This window comes from Serratia liquefaciens ATCC 27592, from assembly GCF_000422085.1.
Lineage (GTDB): Bacteria > Pseudomonadota > Gammaproteobacteria > Enterobacterales > Enterobacteriaceae > Serratia > Serratia liquefaciens.
Genome location: NC_021741.1, coordinates 4,998,919 through 5,020,337, shown reverse-complemented (window position 1 = coordinate 5,020,337; position 21,419 = coordinate 4,998,919). Strand labels below are relative to the sequence as shown.

12 protein-coding genes and 2 pseudogenes are annotated in these 21,419 nt (G+C 56.4%); 7 read left to right on the top strand and 7 right to left on the bottom strand.

The window, feature by feature from the left end:
* Positions 1 to 79: 79 nt before the first annotated feature.
* A complete protein-coding gene (ilvC, locus tag M495_RS23355) occupies positions 80 to 1,555 on the top strand; it encodes a ketol-acid reductoisomerase (RefSeq protein WP_020837479.1) in 1,476 nt (491 codons plus the stop codon).
* 348 nt (positions 1,556 to 1,903) lie between these two features.
* On the opposite strand, the gene kdgK is transcribed toward ilvC, so the two are convergent.
* Positions 1,904 to 2,836, bottom strand: a complete 933-nt coding sequence (gene kdgK, locus M495_RS23350; protein WP_020837478.1) for a 2-dehydro-3-deoxygluconokinase — start codon at positions 2,834 to 2,836, stop codon at positions 1,904 to 1,906.
* Positions 2,837 to 3,001: 165 nt separating this feature from the next.
* Positions 3,002 to 3,205, bottom strand: a complete 204-nt coding sequence (locus tag M495_RS23345; RefSeq protein ID WP_020837477.1) for a 2-hydroxymuconate tautomerase family protein — start codon at positions 3,203 to 3,205, stop codon at positions 3,002 to 3,004.
* A 146-nt stretch (positions 3,206 to 3,351) separates the two neighbouring features.
* Here M495_RS23345 and pdeH point away from each other — a divergent pair, with 146 nt between their 5' ends.
* Both pdeH and M495_RS23335 read left to right on the top strand, forming a co-directional pair.
* Positions 3,352 to 4,137, top strand: a complete 786-nt coding sequence (pdeH, locus tag M495_RS23340) for a cyclic-guanylate-specific phosphodiesterase (RefSeq protein ID WP_020837476.1) — start codon at positions 3,352 to 3,354, stop codon at positions 4,135 to 4,137.
* Between the two features lie 98 nt (positions 4,138 to 4,235).
* Positions 4,236 to 6,269 carry an AsmA family protein gene (locus tag M495_RS23335; RefSeq protein ID WP_020837475.1) on the top strand — a complete coding sequence of 678 codons (2,034 nt, stop codon included), beginning with the start codon at positions 4,236 to 4,238 and terminating at the stop codon, positions 6,267 to 6,269.
* A 29-nt stretch (positions 6,270 to 6,298) separates the two neighbouring features.
* Here the strand turns inward: M495_RS23335 and M495_RS23330 are convergent.
* From M495_RS23330 to yhjD, 3 genes and pseudogenes are all read right to left on the bottom strand, one after another.
* Positions 6,299 to 7,066 (bottom strand): annotated as a pseudogene (locus M495_RS23330) (CDP-diacylglycerol diphosphatase); the annotation flags it as partial.
* A gap of 99 nt (positions 7,067 to 7,165) precedes the next feature.
* Positions 7,166 to 8,488: an MFS transporter gene (locus tag M495_RS23325; protein ID WP_020837472.1), complete on the bottom strand. Its 1,323-nt coding sequence runs from the start codon at positions 8,486 to 8,488 to the stop codon at positions 7,166 to 7,168.
* A 328-nt stretch (positions 8,489 to 8,816) separates the two neighbouring features.
* Positions 8,817 to 9,836, bottom strand: coding sequence for an inner membrane protein YhjD (gene yhjD / locus M495_RS23320; RefSeq protein WP_020837471.1), 1,020 nt, complete (start codon positions 9,834 to 9,836; stop codon positions 8,817 to 8,819).
* 340 nt (positions 9,837 to 10,176) lie between these two features.
* On the opposite strand from yhjD, the gene M495_RS23315 reads away from it, so the two are divergent.
* The gene (locus M495_RS23315; protein WP_020837470.1) at positions 10,177 to 11,043 is read left to right on the top strand and encodes a crotonase/enoyl-CoA hydratase family protein; all 867 of its coding nucleotides are present in this window, start codon (positions 10,177 to 10,179) and stop codon (positions 11,041 to 11,043) included.
* 16 nt (positions 11,044 to 11,059) lie between these two features.
* Here M495_RS23315 and pdeR read toward each other — a convergent pair whose 3' ends face one another.
* Positions 11,060 to 13,054 carry a cyclic di-GMP phosphodiesterase gene (gene pdeR / locus M495_RS23310; protein WP_020837469.1) on the bottom strand — a complete coding sequence of 665 codons (1,995 nt, stop codon included), beginning with the start codon at positions 13,052 to 13,054 and terminating at the stop codon, positions 11,060 to 11,062.
* Positions 13,055 to 13,665: 611 nt separating this feature from the next.
* Between pdeR and spy the strand changes: the two genes are divergently transcribed.
* The gene (gene spy, locus M495_RS23305; protein WP_020837467.1) at positions 13,666 to 14,163 is read left to right on the top strand and encodes an ATP-independent periplasmic protein-refolding chaperone Spy; all 498 of its coding nucleotides are present in this window, start codon (positions 13,666 to 13,668) and stop codon (positions 14,161 to 14,163) included.
* 28 nt (positions 14,164 to 14,191) lie between these two features.
* On the opposite strand, the pseudogene M495_RS26175 reads toward spy, so the two are convergent.
* Positions 14,192 to 14,498, bottom strand: a pseudogene (locus tag M495_RS26175) (hypothetical protein); the annotation flags it as partial.
* A gap of 560 nt (positions 14,499 to 15,058) precedes the next feature.
* Here M495_RS26175 and M495_RS23300 point away from each other — a divergent pair.
* Together M495_RS23300 and M495_RS26170 are read left to right on the top strand one after the other, a co-directional pair.
* A complete protein-coding gene (locus tag M495_RS23300; protein WP_020837463.1) occupies positions 15,059 to 18,073 on the top strand; it encodes an autotransporter outer membrane beta-barrel domain-containing protein in 3,015 nt (1,004 codons plus the stop codon).
* A gap of 69 nt (positions 18,074 to 18,142) precedes the next feature.
* Positions 18,143 to 21,244: an autotransporter outer membrane beta-barrel domain-containing protein gene (locus tag M495_RS26170; protein WP_020837461.1), complete on the top strand. Its 3,102-nt coding sequence runs from the start codon at positions 18,143 to 18,145 to the stop codon at positions 21,242 to 21,244.
* The last annotated feature ends 175 nt before the right edge of the window (positions 21,245 to 21,419 follow it).

Below are 21,419 nucleotides of genomic sequence, written 5' to 3'. Positions count from 1 at the left end.
TGAGTTTAACGAATCTCCGCACAGACAGGCGGGGAATGAAAATAACATGCAAGACACAACATCTAACTGGAGTACCACCATGGCTAACTATTTCAACACATTGAACCTGCGTCAGCAGTTGGCGCAATTGGGTAAATGCCGTTTTATGGCACGTGAAGAATTCGCTGATGAAGCCGGCTACCTGAAAGGCAAAAAAGTGGTGATTGTCGGCTGTGGCGCACAGGGTCTGAACCAAGGCTTGAACATGCGTGACTCGGGGCTGGATGTGGCTTATGCCCTGCGTAAAGAAGCTATCGACGAAAAGCGTCCTTCATGGCGTAAAGCGACCGAAAACGGCTTCAAAGTAGGGACTTACGAAGACTTGATCCCACAGGCCGACCTGGTGGTTAACCTGACGCCGGACAAGCAGCACACCTCGGTAGTGCGTGCCGTACAGCCGCTGATGAAAGACGGCGCGGCGCTGGGCTACTCTCACGGCTTCAACATCGTTGAAGTGGGTGAGCAAGTACGTAAAGACATTACCGTGGTGATGGTTGCGCCAAAATGTCCGGGCACCGAAGTGCGTGAAGAATACAAACGTGGTTTCGGCGTACCGACCCTGATTGCGGTTCACCCGGAAAACGACCCTAAAGGCGAAGGCATGGCGATTGCCAAGGCTTGGGCTGCCGCGACCGGCGGTCACCGCGCCGGCGTTCTGGAGTCTTCCTTCGTCGCTGAAGTGAAGTCTGACCTGATGGGCGAGCAGACCATTCTGTGCGGCATGCTGCAGGCGGGTTCACTGCTGTGCTTCGATAAACTGGTTGCTGAAGGTACCGACCCGGCTTATGCAGAAAAACTGATCCAGTTCGGTTGGGAAACCATCACCGAAGCGCTGAAGCAGGGCGGTATCACCCTGATGATGGACCGTCTGTCCAACCCGGCGAAACTGCGTGCTTATGCGCTGTCCGAGCAACTGAAAGAGATCATGGCGCCGCTGTTCCAGAAGCACATGGACGACATCATCTCCGGTGCCTTCTCCAGCGGCATGATGGCCGACTGGGCAGAAGACGACGTGAAGCTGCTGAACTGGCGTGAAGAGACCGGCAAGTCGGCGTTCGAAAACGCGCCGCAGTTCGAAGGTAAAATCAGCGAGCAGGAATACTTTGACTACGGCGTACTGATGGTGGCAATGGTGAAAGCCGGTGTTGAGTTGGCGTTTGAAACCATGGTTGACGCAGGTATCATCGAAGAATCCGCTTACTACGAATCACTGCACGAGCTGCCGCTGATCGCCAACACCATTGCGCGTAAGCGTCTGTACGAAATGAACGTGGTTATCTCTGATACCGCCGAGTACGGCAACTACCTGTTTGCCAACGCGGCAGTGCCATTGCTGAAAGAGTTCATGACTACCCTGCAGGCGGGTGATCTGGGCAAATCCGTGGCCGGGACTTCCGTAGATAACGCGCAACTGCGTGACGTGAACGAAGCGGTGCGCAATCACCCAATCGAATCCGTTGGCCGTAAGCTGCGTGGTTATATGACGGATATGAAACGTATCGCGGTAGCAGGCTAAATACCTGTCGTCTTTCAGGCTGTAGCGTTGTTACCTGCACTATCACACCCCAGTCGCTGACTAAGGTAAGCTCCTGGGGATGAGATAGCTTGGCACCTGGCTACAACCTGAAATCCATAGGGTATTAAGATGGGTTTTCGAGCCCAATAAAAAGGCCAGCATTATTGCTGGCCTCAGATTGCTGACAAAGTCCTATGCAGTTAAAAGCCCTGATCTGAGGACGAATAAAAACAAAGGATTATGTCTTCTGATTTACCCCAAACATCCGAAAACCACGTTTTTCGGGTGTTTGTCATCAGACTAAGGCCAGCATTATTGCTGGCCTTTCGCATTTCTACGGAACAGGATTCATTGCGGCATGGCGGCGAGTGGGATAATGGCGCCACGATGCTGGATCACCGTGCTGGCGGTGAGATGACCGCGCTGAGCCGCCTGCACGGCATCGCCGCCGGTTAAGCGTACCGCCAGGTAACCCGCGCTGAAAGAGTCCCCGGCCGCCGTGGTATCCACTACTTTTTCTTTCGGCAGCCGTACCGCCGGGATTTCAAATTCGGTGCCTTCGGCGCTGAACACCAGGCAGGCCTCTGCCCCGCGTTTGATCACAATCTCCATTACGCCCAACTGCTGCGTGCGCTGCACCACCTGTTCCACCGGCTGTTTGCCCCACAGCAAATCCTCGTCATCCAGCGTCAGGAAGGCGATATCGGTGCAGGCCAGCACCTCGCGATAAGCCTGCTGCGTTTCTTCCCGGTTTTGCCACAGCCGCGGGCGATAGTTGTTATCGAAAATGACTTTGCCACCGTTGGCGCGGCACTGGCGCAGTAATGCCAGCAGCTTGGTGCGGCTGGCCGCGTCGAGGATCGCCACGCTGATGCCGCTAAGGTATAGATAATCGAAGTGGGCCAGTTGTTCGCATAACGTCTCCGCCTGTGGGCTGGCCAGCCAGTAACGGGCGGCGGCGTCATTGCGCCAGTAATAGAAAGTGCGTTCGCCGGCCTCATCGGTTTCGATCACGTACAGGCCCGGCAGCTTGTTTTCCAGCCGTTGAACCAGGCGCGTATTGACCTTCTCCTGTTGCCAGGCGTGCAGCATCTCATCGCTGAAACTGTCGGTGCCGAGCGCGGTAACGTAATGCACCTGCAGCGTGCTTTCTGCCACCTGGCGGGCAACGTAAACGGCGGTGTTTAGCGTATCGCCGCCAAAGCCGCGGCTAAGGTCCACGCCTTTTTGCGACAGTTCAATCATGCATTCGCCGATCACGGCAAGATTCTGGGTGGTCATAGTCAACGAGCCCTGGCTGAAAGAAGAAGGTGAATGAATGCGAAACCCATCCAGTCTCAAGGCAAGGGGCGAGGGAGTCAACGAAAATAAAACAACGTTTTAATTTAATTATGACGACGATCGGGAAACTGAAAAATTTCCCGATCCGCAGACAAGAGTCCGCCGTTATTTAGCGGCTGCGCGCAGCTCGGTGACGCATTTGCCGCCGATACCCCAGTTGTCGGTTTCTACTTCATCGATGACGACCACGGTGGTGGCCGGATTCTTCCCCAGCGTATCCACCAGCAGTTGTGTCACGCCGGCGATCAGCTGTTTCTTTTGCTCCGCTGTCGCACCTTCACGGGTAATTTTGATATTTACGTAGGGCATGTTTTTTTCCTTGGTTTTTTGTTATCGCTATTCACTGTAGAAGGCTTTTGCCGCCGCTTAAAGTTTTATCGCCTGCTGCCGATAAACCCAGGGAAGCAATCACGCAGACTGAGCGTTTTCATGTCCCTTCGATGGCGATAGTCCCAATGACAACCAAGATGATTTCTGGTCTGCTGGCGCCATTCCTTGCCGTATGCACACATATAAAAGCACAGCATTTTTGGCGGCAATGCCGGCGGCAGTATACTTTTCAGCCGATCTACCGCACCTGTGGCACTCTGCTGGCACTCGAACTGCTGACGGCGGTGTCTCATCCTGACGCACCGGACAAACCGCTGTCGCCGGAGCACTATTTTGCTGCCCTTGACGTGCGCAAGCGCCTGCAGATCATTCAGGAACAGCTGACGCTGCTCCAGCACTGGCAGCCGTTGTTGACCCGTCACGCGTTGATGGTGTCGGTCAATATCGACGGCATTGCATTGCAGGCGCTTCAGCGGCACGACGTGTTGCAACGACAGATTGCCAGCATGCCTTATCTGCGCTTCGAGCTGGTGGAGCACGCGGGAATGGCGTTGAACGGCCCGTTGCAGCAAATTGCCGGGGCCGAGCGGCTGTGGTTGGATGACTTCGGTAGCGGGTTGGCGAATTTCTCCGCCGTCAGTACCTGGCGCTATCAATACATCAAGGTGGCGCGTGAATTGTTCACCCTGCTTAAGCAGACGGAGGATGGCATTCAACTGCTCTCCACGCTGGTCAGAATAATGAACCAGCACAGCGAAGGAGTGATTGTTGAAGGGGTGGAAACCGAGCAGGAATGGCTGCTGGTGCAGCGCTCTGGTGCCCTGGCGGCGCAGGGGTACTACCTTTCCCGTCCGGCCCATTTCGACACTCTGCAAACCTTGCCCAGATTGTTTTCCGTGCCGACTGCCTGATCCTCGTCCCCTAAAGCGTGAACTCTGGCCTATCCTCGGCTAGGCTTGATAACAGTTGCTTATCAATTGTTGGCAAGTTTAGCGTTCAGGGAGCCATTATGACAAAAACAGGAAAGGCGTTCACTTGGGTGGGCGGTATTGTGCTGCTGATCATCGTCGCGTTGGTGATCTTTGCGCTGGCCTTCGACTGGAATCGCCTCAAACCGACCATTAACGACAAGGTGTCTGCCGAATTGCACCGTCCGTTCGCTATCCGTGGCGACTTGGGTGTGGCGTGGACACGTGATAAGGATGAAGGCGGTTGGCGTGCCTGGGTGCCATGGCCGCGTATTCATGCCGAAGATATCGTGCTGGGTAACCCGGAAAATATCCCGGGCGACACTATGGTCCAGTTGCAGCGCGTCGAAGCCAGCATCTCGCCACTGGCATTATTGGGCAAAGAGGTGCTGATCCCGCGTATTTGGCTGAAGCAGCCGAACGCGAGCCTGCGGCGTCTGGCCAATGGCGAGAATAACTGGACCTTTAACCTGGCCGGCGATCCCAATCAGCCCCCGTCCGACTGGACGGTGAACGTTCATGACATCGTATTCGATAAGGGTCAGATTGCTTTTAAAGACGCCACGCTGAAGGCCGATTTCCGCGCTGAGATTGACCCGCTCGGCAAACCTTTGCCGTTCAGCGAAGTGACGGGCAAAAAAGACGCCAGCAAAGCCATCACGCCTGACTATGTTTTCGGTTGGAAGGTGAAGGGGACCTATAACGGTGAGCCGCTGGCGGGCAGCGGCAAGATCGGCGGTATGCTGTCGTTACAAAGTGCCGACTCGCCATTCCCGCTGCAGGCAGATGTGCGTTCCGGCTCAACCCGGGTGGTGGTAGCAGGTACGCTGTCCGACCCGATGAACCTCGGCGGGCTGGACTTGCAGCTTAAATTCTCCGGTGACAGCCTGGGGAATCTGTATGGCCTTACCGGCGTGCTGCTGCCGAATACTCCGCCTTACTCCACCGATGGTCACCTGAGTGCTCGCCTGCACGAGAAAGGCGGGGCCGTATTCCAGTACCAAAAATTCGACGGCAAAATCGGCGACAGCGATATTCACGGTGATTTGACCTATGTCGCCAGCAAGCCCCGGCCGAAGCTAAGCGGTGAGGTACTGTCGAAGCAGCTGCGCTTCGCCGATCTGGCGCCGTTGATTGGCGCGGACTCCAACACCGAAAAAGCCGGACGCGGCGAAAAAAGCCGTCAGCCGGCCGGCAAGGTGCTGCCGGTAGAAAAGTTTGAAACCCAAAGCTGGAAGGTGATGGATGCGGACGTCAAATTCACCGCCAAGCGCATTGAGCACGGCAGCTCGTTGCCGCTGAGCGACCTCTATACCCATCTGCAGTTGAACAACGGCGCCATCCTGATGGACCCGCTGCGGTTCGGCGTGGCGGGCGGCAATCTTAACGCCACCCTGCGCCTCGACGGCAGCAAGAATCCGATGCAGGGTCGGGTGGATATGCACGCGCGGAAATTCCAGCTCAAGCAGCTGTTGCCAAACGTGGGATCGATGAAACGTAGCCTGGGGCAGCTGAACGGCGATGCCAAACTCACCGGCACGGGCAACTCGGTGGCGGACTTGCTGGCGACCAGCAGCGGCGATCTGCGGATGGTGATTAATAATGGGGTTATCAGCCGTAGCCTGATGGAAATTCTCGGGCTCAACGTCGGTAACTATCTGGTAGCGCAGCTTTTTGGCGACGACGTTGTGGGCATTAACTGTGCGGCGGCGGACATCGGGATCAGCACCGGTGTGGCGGCACCGCGGCTGTTTGTGTTCGATACCGAGAACGCGATTATCAATATCAGCGGCAATACCAATCTGGCCACGGAGCGGCTGGACCTGTCCATCGATCCGGAAAGTAAGGGGATGCGCGTGATGACGCTGCGTTCGCCGCTGTATGTGAAAGGCACCTTCGCACATCCGGACGCTGGGGTGAAGGCTGGTCCGCTGATTGCGCGCGGTGCGGCTGCGGTAGCGCTGGGCGTGGTGTTGACGCCGGCAGCGGCATTGTTGGCGCTGGTTTCGCCGAGCGAAGGTGGTGAGGAAAACCAGTGCGGACAAATTCTGCAGCAGATGAAGAAGAAAAAATGACCGTTAATGGCCCGCACTGCGGGCCATTTTTATTGCAGAACCCGGCAGTCGTGATCCTGAATTTCTTCCGCCGAGGCCAGGGTAAACGGCAGCAAACTGCGCTCGGTGGCCAGCAGCAGGAAGTCGCCGCCCGGCAAAGCGGTCATTGCCAGGCCAAAACTGCCCATACGGCCTTCGGATCGTGGTACCCCTTCTGCCAGCAGGCGGAAAGCCCCCTGTTTTTTCAGATCACTAGCGGTGACCTTACGTACCAGATAGTCGTGCCCCAGCAAGCCGCCGGGCATGGGTTCCCACTGTTCACTGTATTCTGTCGCATATCGCGCCAACTGCGTTTTTACCGCCGGTAACAGGCAGGAGATATGAATATGCAACTGATTCTGCGTTCGGCCATATTGCGAGTTAATCGCCAGCGAAATATCGGCGTCATCAATCTCTTTGCCGTATTTATCCGCCATAAAATGCCGTACGGCCCAGGCTTGCTCAAAGAAGTTTGGGGTGGTGGCTTCCAGCACCTGCGGGCTTTCAATGCCGGTGATTTTGGCCGTTGGCATCAGTAAATACTGCAGTGGCCCGTTGCGATCCTTAAACACCACAAAACCGGCCTGTGGGTCGACCTGCGCGCAAGGTGCAGGGTTGTTATGCGTTTGTTGGTTTGGCAGGCACTGCTGGCTGACGATACGCCATAGCGCGTTTGAATTGGAGGGTATTAGCCAGAACCAGCCAGCCAGCGCAATGGCGATCACCACCAATGGCACAACGTACCAAAACAGTCTGCGGCGCAGAGACATTATTGATTTCCATTTCTGTCAAAGAGGAAGCGTTCAGCATAGTCCGATTTTATGACAGGAGACAATACGGGAAGTGCGGCCCGCCTGATGGGGGCCGCGTAAGCGGGGTTACAGCGACTTGTCTCGGGTCTCTTTCATCAACAACAGGGCGATCAGCGTCAGGCTGGCCATGGCCGCCAGGTACAGACCGACATAGAACAGGCCGTAGTGCGTTGCCAACCAGGTGGCGATATAAGGCGCTACCGCGGCCCCGAGGATTGACGCGACGTTATAGGAGAAGGATGCGCCGGTATAGCGCACCTCCGTCGGGAACAGCTCCGGCAGCAGCGCGCCCATCGGGCCGAAGGTCAGCCCCATGATGCTCAGGCCGCACAGCAGGAAGCCCATCACCAGCGCCTGGTTTCCGGAACCCAGCATGCTAGGGAACAGGAAAGCGAAGGCGATCATCAGCAGAGTAATGACGATCATGGTCTTGCGACGGCCAAAGGCGTCAGCCAGCAGACCGGCAATCGGTACCATAACGCCAAAGCCGATCACCGCCACCATCAACATCCACAGGAAGCTGTTGCGCGAATAGCCCAACCCCAGCGGCTGCGGCGTGGTGCCGTAGGTCATCGAGTAGACCGTCATCAGGTAGAACAGCGTATAGGTTGCCAGCATGATGAAGGTGCCGAGGATCGTCACCTTCAGGTGCTTGCTGAGCAGGGTGCCGAGCGGAATTTTCACCTGCTTGCCGGCTTTTGCCACCTTGGCGAATACCGGTGTTTCATGCAGTGACACTCGTACGTACAGCCCGATCAGCACCAGCGCGGCGGACAGAATGAACGGCACGCGCCAGCCCCATTCCATAAACTGCTGGTCAGTCAGCAACCAGGAGAGCAGCAGGAAGGTCCCGTTGGCGAAGAAGAAGCCGATAGGCGCGCCCAGCTGCGGGAAGGAACCGTACAGCGCCCGTTTTCTGGCCGGGGCATTCTCGGTGGCCAGTAAGGCTGCGCCGCCCCATTCCCCGCCCAGGCCCAGACCCTGACCGAAGCGCGCCAGCGCCAGCAGGATTGGCGCGAAGATACCAATGGTTTCGTAGCTTGGCAGCAGGCCGATCAGCACGGTGGAAATCCCCATGGTCAGCAGTGAGGCGACCAGGGTCACCTTACGCCCAACGCGATCGCCGAAGTGGCCGAACAGCGCCGAACCAATAGGGCGCGCAACGAAAGCGACGGCGAAAGTGGCCAGCGACTGCAGCGTGGCGGTGGTGGGATCGCCCTGTGGGAAGAAGATATGCGGGAAAACGATCACCGCAGCGGTGGCGTAAATGTAAAAATCGAAAAACTCGATAGCGGTCCCGACCAGCGAGGCGACAATCACTTTTCCGCGTGAGTTAACCGGTGTTGACGCGTCGTCGGCGTCCAGAGTTGGTGCGATGGAGGCTTGCATAATATTTCTTATATTTTGAATTTGTAAAAATCCATCTTAGTCACAGCAAAATGCCTTTTCAATGACGAAACTTTGTACAATGCGGCGATTAACCGGTTAAAAAGCTTAATGTTTCATCACTGCGTTTCTGCATAGATTTTAACGTTGCCAAATGAATGATTCGCAGACTGAACATCTGTAAAAGGTGAAAAGAAAAGTTAGGCTGTAGTTTGTTATGCTGGTTTTGGCAGGGGAGTGGGTTTCTTATTGGTTTTATATGCTGGTTTAATTGCTTAAATGCAAAATAAAAAACCGGCCACAGGAAAGTGGCCGGTATGATTGCGTTGATTTACGGCGCGGATTGTTCTGAGGTTGGCAGGGTTTTATCCTCTTTATATTGCGCGGTGGCGATCCAGGCGGCGCAAAACAGCGTCAGTCTGGCGAAGAAATAGAAAAACGCCATCAGCCCAATCACCGAACCAAAGGCTGCCCCGGAAGGGGATTTAGCCACCTGTGGCAGCGTCATGGTCATCACAAACTTAATCACTTCGAAACCGATAGCGGCAAGCAGCGTGCCCCGCAGCAACGCCTTTTTCTTCGGCTTATGCCGTGGCAGCATCCAGAAGATCCACAAAAACAGCAGGTAGTTGGCAAAGATGGAGATCGACAGCGCAATCAGCGTCATGGCCGGCCGCAGCCATTCTATGCCTTCCAGACCCAGCGCCTGCACGATCGCCGCCTGCGCCGAACCGGCAATGGAGGTCAACGTCAGGGTGATAATCAGCGCCACCACCAGACCGGTGAGCGAGATAAAATCGCGGGTGTATTTGAAATAGATTTTTTCCTGATCCTGCGGATTGCGCTCCCAGACGTCACGCGACTGTGCACGGATCGCCTCTCGCAGGTTGCCCATCCAACTGATCCCCGAATACAGCGCCAACGCCAGGCCGGTCAGCCCCACGGTGGTACGTTGCTGAATGGCGGTATTGACGGTGTTTTTCAGCGTGCCGGCCAGGGTCGGATCGCTGATGCTGCCGACGATTTTATTGATCAGCCCGGTTAGCAGGTCCGGATTGGATGCCAACACAAAACCGACGGCGGCAAATGACACCATCAGAATCGGGATCAGCGAAAGAAACGAGAAATAGGTGATGGCAGCGCCGAATTGGCTGCCCAGGCGATCGTTAAAGCGCTCGGTGGCGCGCAGCAGGTGAGCGATGCTTGGCCAGGCCTTGATGCGTTCGACCAGGCGTGAAAATCCGGAAATGCGCCGGTCAAGGGTCTGGTGGCCGGTCTTGATGTCGATCAGCGGTTTTTGCGGCGCTTCACTGTTGGGCTGACGGGGGTCTTTATCTGATCCTGTAGGCATTACGTCACGATATCCTTAACGATAAATAGGCTGTCTCAATGTTGATTATAGCCAAAAGGCTCGCCGTTTTGGCCGCCGGGGCCGGTAACCGGCTAATTTGTGAGCTTAGCGCGTTCACTCCCCCGGTGAAATGTTGCAGCCTGCCGATGGGTAAAATTCTTATGTCAGCCGCGTTCCAGCGCGGTTTTTTTCATTCTCCGACCTTCAATTTTTATCTGTTTCATCACCAAGAAAGCGTTTACTCATGATGTGGCGCGACGGTTTACCAGTCGCCGCGCAACTGCAGCCGTAGGGGCTGGAACGGTTTCAACTGTTAACACGAGAGAAAATGGAAGGTCATATGAAATTACTTAATCACCCCACCTGTCGCCCGTTTACCGAAGCGGGCAATTTGACCCAGATATCCGCCTACTATGAGGAGGAACGGCACATCATGTGGATGCTGCTGCGTGCTGAACCGCGCCCTTGCTTCAATCAGGCGTTAATCGAAGACATCATGACGCTGGCGCAGGCAGCAAAAGAGTCTTCATTGCAGTTTGATTTTTGGGTCACCGGATCGCTGGTGCCCAATATGTTCAACGTCGGTGGCGATCTGCAGTTCTTTGCCGAGGCCATTAAAAACCGCAAGCGCGAGGCGATGATGGCTTACGCACGTGCCTGCATTGACTGCGTGCATGCGGCGGCGCGCGGGTTTGATACCGGTGCGGTCAGCATTGCGATGGTGGAGGGCAGCGCCCTGGGGGGCGGCTTCGAAGCGGCGTTGGCGCATCATTTCGTGCTGGCACAGAACAACGCGCGGATGGGTTTTCCGGAAATTGCGTTCAACCTGTTCCCCGGCATGGGGGGATATTCGCTGGTGGCACGCAAGGCAGGTATGCGCCTGGCGGAAGAGCTGATCTGGGGGGGCGAGTCGCACACCGCGGAATGGTTTGAAAGCCGTGGCCTGGTCGATCAGTTGTTCCAGCCCGGCGATGCTTATGTGGCGACCCGCACCTTCATCGATACCATCCGGCCCAAATTGAACGGGATGCGCGCCATGCTACGCGCCCGTCAGCGGGTGCTGCAGCTCACGCGTTCGGAGCTGATGGATATTACCGAGGATTGGGTGCATTCGGCCTTCACCATCGAGGAGAAAGATCGTGCCTATATCGAGCGTCTGGTTATGCTACAAGACCGCCACACGCTAAACCTGCGTCGTGCAGGCTAACATTACCTGGCCCGCATCAGGCTGAGGAGGGATGCGGGCAATAAGATTGCAGCCAATGTTCCAACTGGTCCGGGAGCATTGGCCGCGCAAACAGAAATCCTTGTTTCTCATCCACACCGACTTCATCCAGAAACTGATTTTCGCTTTCGGTCTCTACACCTTCGGCAATCACCCGGAACCTGAGCGCTTCGGCCGCCGCGACGATGGCGCGCACCAGCGACTGCGAAACCGGATTGCAATTCACCCCGCGCACGAAGCTTTTATCCAGCTTGATGGCATCCAGCGGAATGCGGGCCAACTGGGCCAAAGAAGAGTAACCGGTGCCAAAATCATCGAGATGCACCTGCGCCCCCAGATCGCGTAACCGCGTGATCACTTCGCGGGCACGTTTTTCATCCTCAATCAGGCTGCTTTCCGTGAGTTCGAAGTCGAGCAGGCAGGGGGCCAGGTGATTGCACTGCAATACCTGAGCGAGATCTTCAACGATGGAATCATCAACCAACTGCCGTGCGGAAAGATTCACTGCCACCCGCAGATTCAAGCCCTGTCGTTGCCACTGTGCGGCCTGTCTGGCGGCGGTTTGCAGCACCCAGCGCCCGAGTGGGCCTATCAGACCGGATTCTTCGGCATAAGAAATAAACTGCAACGGTGGGATCAGGCCGCGCTCGGGTGAATCCCAACGCACCAAAGCTTCTACGCTGCACACCTTGCCGCTGAGCGCCTCGATTTTGGGCTGGTAGTACACCACCAGTTGATCTTGTTCCAGCCCTTTTCGCAGGTTGGTATCCAGCCACATGTATTCCGCGACGCGTTTGTTCATTTCCGGCGAGAACACGGTATAGGTGCGTTTGCCGTGCTCTTTGGCGACGTACATGGCGGTATCAGCACTGCGGATCAGGCTGTCGAGATCGTTACCATGTTCGGGGCATAGCGCAATGCCAATCGAACAGCCGGTATAGACCTCGATAAGGCCGATACGAAAGGGGGTCTTCAAGCGGTCGATAATGCGCTGTGCCAGCCGTTGCAGCATCTCGCGATCGGCCTGCTGGGCAAGCACCAGAAACTCATCGCCCCCCAGGCGAGCCAGGGTTTGGTCTGGTGCGAGACAGCCAAGCACCGCCAACGACACCTCCACCAATAAACGGTCGCCGAACATATGGCCGTAAGCGTCATTAACTTTCTTAAAGTTGTCGAGATCGAGATACACCAGACCGACATGATTGCCGTCGCGTGCGGTGATTGCCTGGGTGATTTTGTCCTGAATGGCATTGCGATTGGGCAGGCCGGTAATAATGTCGGTATTGGCCAATACCCGCAGTCGTTCCTGAGCGCGACGCTCTTCGGTGATGTCGGTGCCGGAGCAAATCAGGAACACCTCATTTTTACCGCTGCCGCTGTGGACGAACTTGTTGCGAAACAAGAACAGCCGTTCCCCCTTCACCGTTTTGATCCAACGTTCCACCTCATAGGATGATCCGTTGCGAAAAAAACCGGCGATGTTTCGCCGCGATGCCGCCGCTTCTTCCGGGCTCATAAACAGCTGAAAGACGTTTTTACCAATAACATCATGTTCGTGCAGGCCGGTGTACTCTTCGCTCAGTCGGTTAAAGCGCTGAATACGACCGTGCTGGTCAACAATCACAATCACCGAATTGGCTTCTGACACCACCTGTTCGGCAAAAGACAGGCCGTGTACCAGATCGCGGGCGACCGATTGGGTGTCGCTGAAGGCCGAGGCGGTACCCGCCCATTCCTGATTATTGATCCTGCGCCCGACCAGATGCAGATGTATCGGCTCACCCCCCAGCGTGATGGTGATATCAAGGCTGGCGGTAATGCCGGTCAGACGGCGGATTTTGGCTGCCTGCATGGCGCTGAGCGCCACGGCCATATGGGTTTTTCCTTTCACTGCCGACAGCGCCAGGGCATTGCTGTCAAACGCCAACCGCCAATATGGGCTGTTGGTGCCGAAGTGGGCATTAAGAAGCATAGGGCCTTGGTCTGCGAACATGATGATTCCTCAAAATGGCACGACAGCCAGCCTGTGCGATGGGCACAGCAGCAAATTCTGGCTCGGTAGTGGCCGTAGTGCACGTATCTCCATCATATAACACGTTTTTCACGGGCAGAGGATGAAACTATTATATAACCAATAATTAGTTTTGCAGTGTAAACGTCGCGTTGCCGCCGCTGCAGAAGGCTGCGTTGCGCGCCGGATCCTGACGATCTCACTGGGAGTGGATACAATCTTAAGTGTAAGTGAGAACCTGCGCTTTCGAGAGATTCGTACGATTGCTGCTTTCGATGCCGTCGTCATCTTGTTGCAGGACGGTTGCAGTGGATAAGCCTAAATTATAATAAAGACGGGCATTGACAGGAATAACCCCATCGGGGGGAAAGCAAAATCAGGTGATCGTCAGGCCAGGGGAAACCAAAATTTCCAGATAATAAACAACATCTCCATAATTCATTCATTATTGTCGAATAAACCTGTTTCGGGCTTTAATAAATTTACACACCATCGCATTACTATATGTTTATCGGCCTATTATTATCTCCGACGAAAGATGAGCCTGTTCACGTACAGCGCTCCTGATGAAGAATAATTTTAAGGAAATGATCATGCGTAAACTGACCGCTTTATTTGTCGCTTCTACTCTGGCTCTGGGTTCTGCTTCCATGGCTTTCGCTGCAGATACGACAGCGGCACCTGCGACGACAGATGCCACTCCGATGAAAATGATGCACCACAAAGGTGAGGGTAAAGGCGGGCCATTCGCCGGTCTGAACCTGACTGAACAGCAGCGCCAACAAATGCGCGATATCATGAAAGAGTCGCATCAGAAACGCGGTGCGGGCATGAAAGAGGAGCGTCAGGCCTTGCATAGCCTGGTCGCCTCCGACAGCTTCGATGAAGCCAAAGCGAAAGCCCAAATTGACGCCATCAGCAAAACTCAGTCCGAGCATATGCTGGAGCGCGCCAAAGCTGAAAATAAAATGTACAACCTGCTGACCCCAGAGCAGAAAAAACAATACAATGAGAATTATCAGAAACGCGAACAGAAAATGATGGACCACATGAATAACATGAAGTCGAAAATGACGACTGAACAGAAATAATTTCATGCGGTAAGTAAAAAGGGCCAGATTAATTCTCTGGCCCTTTTTTTGGATTAAAGAACTTTTCCGTTGATAAGGCCCGTGGAAGAAACTCATTCGGCACGCCAGTAACCGAGCGGAATTGTTCGATCACGATCTGGGCAAAACGCGGATCATTAATATGATAAGCGGTTTTTACCAACACATCTTTTGCTGGTGGGCCGCACAGTGGCTCCCGGCGTATCGATAAAAGCGGCCAGCGCCTGTGGATCCCGAAACGGCTGCCGCGGCGCGTCCAATGTGGGTACACCGCCACCCGGGATCATGAAGCGCACTTCGCCTGTGCAGGCATTCATTACTGGCGAAAGTCATTATTCCGCAGGCTGAAGAAGATGCGATGAACAGCAAAAAACCGTTAGCATGATAATCCAATTTTCAATGGTCTGCTCCGTGTAAACCAGCATATTTCACTGAGTGAATATTGATAATTCTTATAATTAAAAGAAATAATAAACGCATTTTATGCTTTTTTTTAATGGTCGACGGAGGCGAGTTTGTCGGCTTTTGTTATTTGATTTATTTCTATTTATCATTTAATTAGCTTTTCATCTCGCCAGGAGGGGCTCATTCTTCTCGCCCGTTTTCGGTCATTCAAAATCCTTATGTCTTTCCTTCCTTTTTTCTAACAATGACGTTCCCCCGTTAGGCGTTTGCCTTATTGACCCATAAGGCGCGCTTGAGATTGTTGTGCTTTATTTATTTGGTGTTACGAAACTGTTACACAAAAAACCAATAAAACATTTGCAAACAACAATGGACGGTATCTGGGATGGAAAATAAACGTAGAGGAGTCAAGCCTGTTCAGGCGGCCTTCGGCTGGCCTGAAATTGGTGTTAGCCGCGCCCAGTGGAGCGCGATGCTTTTTTGCCTGGCAACCATCGGTGGGGCGCAGGCTGCGCCCTATGTAGAGAACGGAAAGCAGGGCGATCCCGCCAGTTGGCGCAGTAAGGAATTTAATGCCGAATGGGGGCTGGGGGCCATCCACGCCGATCAGGCCTACGCCGCCGGTTATACCGGAAAAGGCGTTAAGCTCGGTATTTTCGATCAGCCGGTATATGCCAAACACCCGGAGTTCGGCAGTCAGGACAAAGTGATCAACCTGGTCACGACGGGGATTCGCGAATATACCGACCCCTATATCCCGGTGAAGAAAGGCGATGCATTTCGCTATGACGGCACGCCAAGCGTGGATTCCGACGGCACTCTCGGCTCGCACGGGACCCACGTAGGCGGCATCGCCGCCGGTAACCGCGACGGCGGCGAGATGCACGGTGTGGCATTTAACGCGCAAATCATCAGTGCCGAAAACGGGGATCCGGGGCCGGAAGACGGCATCATTCTCGGCAACGATGGCGCGGTATATCAGGCAGGTTGGAATGCGTTGATCGCCAGCGGTGCGCGCATCATCAACAACAGCTGGGGTATCGGCATTACCGAGAAATTTGATCAGGGTGGCAAGGATCCAGCCTATCCGCATTTCACCCTTGCCGACGCGCAGAAACAGTTCGACCAAATCAAACAGATCCTCGGTACTAAAGCCGGTGGTGCTTATCAGGGGGCGATCGATGCGGCGCGCAGCGGCATTGTCACCATCTTTGCCGCCGGTAACGATTACAACCTGAATAACCCGGACGCGATGGCCGGTTTGGCCTATTTCGTGCCGGAGATCGCGCCGAATTGGCTGTCGGTCGCCAGCCTGCAGGATCCGAATAACACCGGTGATTACAGCATCAGCAGCTTCTCCTCCCGCTGTGGCTATACCGCCAGCTTCTGTGTTTCCGCTCCGGGCAGCAAGGTGTACAGCTCGATTATCGAAGGCAACAGCGTAGATAACCTGACCACCGGCTATGCCAAATACAGCGGAACCTCAATGGCCGCACCGCACGTGGCAGGCAGCATTGCAGTGCTGATGGAACGCTTCCCCTATATGACCGGCGCACAGGTGGCTTCGGTGTTGAAGACCACCACGGTTGATATGGGCGCGCCGGGCATCGATGCGCTTTACGGCTGGGGGATGATTGATTTGGGCAAAGCGATCCACGGCCCGGGGATGTTTGTCACCGAACAGGATATCCCGGAGGAGTTCCGCGTGAGCGGTGCCTACGGCCCGGAGCAATTTGTGGTGAATCTGCCAGGCATCGGTGCAGTACTGGACAAAGGCAAACCTACCGAGCGTGTGTGTGACGATATTCATTGCGGGTTGGATGTCTGGAGCAACGATATTTCCGGCCATGGCGGCCTGACCAAATTGGGCATCGGCACACTGGTGCTGACCGGCAATAACCGCTACGCAGGGCCAACCCTGGTCAATCAAGGCCTGCTGGCGGTAAATGGTTCGGTGACTTCGGACGTGACGGTGCAAAGCGCCGGCGTGCTGGGCGGTTCCGGTACGCTAGGGTCGTTAACTGCCCGTAGCGGCGGTACCGTGGCGCCGGGCAATTCGATCGGCACGCTGAACGTGACTCGTGACGTCAGCTTCGAACCAGGCTCCCGTTACGCGGTGGAAGTGGCAGCGAACGGCCAGAGCGATCGGATCCAAAGTAACGGATCGGCAACGATCGGCGGCGGTGAGGTGGCGGTGTTGCAAGAAAAAAACGTCAATCTGCTTTCGCAGGGCAACGCAGGCAGTCTGATCGGCCGGCAGTTCAACATTCTCACCGCCCAGCAGGGTATCAGTGGGCAGTTTACCTCCACATCTACCTTCTCTCCCTTCCTGGGGGCCGAACTGACCTACCAGCCGAATCAGGTAACGCTCAACGTCGGCCGTAATGACACCAGTTTCGCCAGCGTGGCAGCAACGCAGAACGAGCGGGCGGTGGCGGCAGCGGCAGATGCGCTGGCGGCGGGCAATCCGGTGTTTGAAAGCATCCTCAACGCCGGTTCGACGGGGGAAGCGCGGCAGGCGTTCCGCCAGCTGTCGGGGCAGATCCACGCGGATATCGCTTCGGCACAGGTCAACGACAGCCGCTACCTGCGCGACGCGCTGAACGGCCGTTTGCGTCAGGCGGAAGGGCTGGCGACCTCGCCGGATATCAAGGCTGACGACGACGGTGGCGCCTGGGTGCAGCTGCTGGGGGCCTGGGACCACGCGTCGGGCGATGCCAACGCCACGGGCTATCAGGCATCCACCTACGGCGTGCTGGTGGGGCTGGACTCGCCGCTGGCGGACGAATGGCGGTTAGGGGTCGCGACCGGTTATACCCGCACCTCGCTGGACGGCGGTTATGGCTCGGATGCTGACAGCGACAACTACCACCTGGCGGTGTACGGCGGCAAACAGTTCGGTGAACTGGCGCTGCGTGCCGGCGGGGGTTACACCTGGCACCGTTTCGATACCTCACGCTCGGTGAACTACGGCATGCAGTCAGATCGCGAAACCGCGAAGTACAGTGCGCGCACCGAGCAGGTGTTCGCCGAAGCGGGATACAGCATAAAAGCGGCCTGGGTGAATCTGGAGCCGTTCGCCAACCTGGCGTACATCAACTTCCAGAACAACGGCATCGCGGAAGACGGTGGGGCAGCGGCGCTGCACGGTGACAAACAACACACCGACGCGACGGTCTCGACGCTGGGGCTGCGTGCGGACACCGAGTGGCAGGCGAGCAAAACCACTGCGGTGGCGCTGCGCAGCGAGCTGGGTTGGCAGCATCAGTACGGCGATCTGGATCGCGGTACCGGGCTGAAGTTCAACGGCGGCAGCTCACCGTTCGTGGTGAACAGCGTGTCGGCGTCGCGTGACGGTGCGGTGCTGAAAGCCAGTGCGGAAGTGGCGGTGAACAAGAACGCCACGCTGTCGCTGGGCTATGGCGGGCTGCTGTCGCAAAACTACCAGGACAACAGCGTTAACGCCGGTTTTACCTGGCATTTCTGATCTTAAAAAACAAACGGAACAACCGTCCCGCTGGGGCGGTTTTTACCAAAAACAACAAGGGATAAGGGAATGAAGCAATCTGCAGGAAACAACAAACCGGCATTGGCGCCGACATGGAAACTGAACGCCCTGTTATGCGCGTTGTTGGCCGCCGGTGGTGCACAGGCCGCGACCTATACCGAAGGGGGGAGGAGCGGCGATCCGGCCAGTTGGCGCAGCAATGAATTCAATGCTAACTGGGGGTTGGGGGCTATCCATGCCGACGAGGCTTACGCGGCAGGTTATACCGGCAAAGGGCAAAAGGTGGGGATCTTCGATACCCCGGTGAACCAGCATCCGGAATTTGCCGGTGACGGCAAGCTGACTAACGTTGTCACCGAAGGCTATCGCGCCTATACCGATCCGCATCGTGAGGGGATTAAGGCCGGCGATCGCTTTTACTTTGACGGTACTTTCCATTTTTACAGTGGTTCACAGGGGCAGTTAAGTAACCACGGCGTCCATGTTGCCGGTATAAGCGGTGCCAACCGTGACGGCACCGGCATGCACGGCGTCGCCTTTGATTCGCAAATCATCAGCGTCGATAACGACAATGACGGCCCGGCCTACGGTGAGTTCCTCGGGCTGGATGGCAGCGTGACCAACGCGGGCTGGCAGGCGATGATCAACAACGGCGTGCGGGTGATCAACAACAGTTGGGGCGTCAGCATTCCGGATTTTCTTTCGGATAATGGCAAGAAACCCGATGCGCTGCATTTCGAGCTGAAAGACGCGCAGGAACAGTTTGATCAGGTGAAACCCTTGCTGGGCAGCCTGGCGGGGGCGGGTTATCAGGGGGCTATCGATGCGGCACGTAAAAATATTCTGGTGTTGTTCGCCGCCGGTAACGACGGCAACTACAACCAACCGGATGTGATCAGCGGCCTGGCCTATTTTGTGCCGGATATTGCGCCTAACTGGCTGTCGGTTGCCAGCGTCGCGCAGGATGACGCCTCCACCAACAGCGTGCCTTACACCATCAGCAGCTTCTCTTCGCGTTGCGGCTATACCGCCAGCTTCTGCGTCTCCTCGCCGGGCAGTAAAATCTACAGCACGGTAGCCAACGGTTCAGATCCGAACCAGTTGGTCTCCGACTATGGCAATAAAAACGGTACCTCAATGGCGACGCCGCACGTGACCGGCGCAGTCGCCGTATTGCTGCAGCGTTTCCCGTACATGACGTCGGCGCAAATTGCCGATGTGCTTAAAACGACCGCGACCGATATGGGGGCTCCGGGCATCGATGCCTTGTATGGCTGGGGGATGATCAATCTGGGCAAGGCGATTAACGGTCCGGGCATGTTCTATACCGTCGATGATATCCCCGAGGAGTTTCGTATTCCGGACCCGACGGGCGTGGCTTATGGCTCGTCGCAATTTGTCGCCAATATTCCTGGCATGGGGGCGATCATCGATGAGGGTACGTTGCATGCCAGAGTCTGCGATGACTACCACTGCTCGCTTGAAGTGTATTCCAACGATATTTCCGGTCATGCTGGCCTGACCAAAGTGGGCCAGGGGGCGTTGGTACTGACCGGTAACAACACCTACTCCGGCCCGACGTGGGTCAATACCGGCCTGCTGGCGGTAAATGGTTCGGTAACTTCGGACGTGACGGTACAAAGCGCCGGCGTGCTGGGCGGTTCCGGTACGCTAGGGTCGTTGACCGCGCGCAGCGGCGGTACCGTGGCGCCGGGCAATTCGATCGGCACGCTGAACGTGACTCGTGACGTCAGCTTCGAACCAGGCTCCCGTTACGCGGTGGAAGTGGCAGCGAACGGCCAAAGCGATCGGATCCAAAGTAACGGATCGGCAACGATCGGCGGCGGTGAAGTGACGGTATCGCTGGAAAACAGCAGCAACCTGCTGTCGCAAAACGAGGTTCGCAGCCTGCTGGGTCAGCAGTACAACATTCTGACCGCCCAGCAGGGTGTTCGCGGGCAGTTTGACTCTGTGGCGCCGAACTACCTGTTCTTGGGCACCGGGCTGACCTATCAGCCGAATCAGGTAACGCTTAACGTCGGCCGTAATGACACCAGCTTCGCCAGCGTGGCAGCAACGCAGAACGAGCGGGCGGTGGCGGCGGCGGCAGATGCGCTGGCGGCGGGTAATCCGGTGTTTGAAAGCATCCTCAACGCCGGTTCGGCGGGGGAAGCGCGGCAGGCGTTCCGCCAGCTGTCGGGGCAGATCCACGCGGATATCGCTTCGGCACAGGTCAACGACAGCCGCTACCTGCGCGACGCGCTGAACGGCCGTTTGCGTCAGGCGGAAGGGCTGGCGACCTCGCCGGACATCAAGGCTGACGACGACGGTGGCGCCTGGGCGCAACTGCTGGGGGCCTGGGACCACGCGTCGGGCGATGCCAATGCCACGGGCTATCAGGCATCCACCTACGGCGTGCTGGTGGGGCTGGACTCGGCGCTGGCGGATGAATGGCGGTTAGGGGTCGCAACCGGTTATACCCGCACTTCGCTGGACGGCGGTTATGGCTCGAATGCTGACAGCGACAACTACCACCTGGCGGTGTACGGCGGCAAACAGTTCGGTGAACTGGCGCTGCGTGCCGGTGGGGGTTACACCTGGCACCGTTTCGATACCTCACGCTCGGTGAACTACGGCATGCAGTCAGATCGCGAAACCGCGAAGTACAGCGCGCGCACCGAGCAGGTGTTCGCCGAAGCGGGATACAGCATAAAAGCGGCCTGGGTGAATCTGGAGCCGTTCGCCAATCTGGCGTACATCAACTTCCAGAACAACGGCATCGCGGAAGACGGTGGGGCGGCGGCGCTGCACGGTGACAAACAACACACCGACGCGACGGTCTCGACGCTGGGGCTGCGTGCGGACACCGAGTGGCAGGCGAGCAAAACCACTGCGGTGGCGCTGCGCAGCGAGCTGGGTTGGCAGCATCAGTACGGCGATCTGGATCGCGGTACCGGGCTGAAGTTCAACGGCGGCAGCTCACCGTTCGTGGTGAACAGCGTGTCGGCGTCGCGTGACGGTGCGGTGCTGAAAGCCAGTGCGGAAGTGGCGGTGAACAAGAACGCCACGCTGTCGCTGGGCTACGGCGGGCTGCTGTCGCAAAACTATCAGGACAACAGCGTTAACGCCGGTTTTACCTGGAAGTTCTGATCCAACACATTTCACTTTCGAATTTAAACCCACAGGGCCAGCTTGCTGGCCCTATTTTTTTGCATGGTTTCCCCGCAGGCGGCGGTGTGGAGCGGCAGGGTTAAGGTAAAAATAAGGCAAGAAAAAACCGAGACCCTTGCGGATCTCGGTTCAAATGCGGGTAAAACAGATTAGC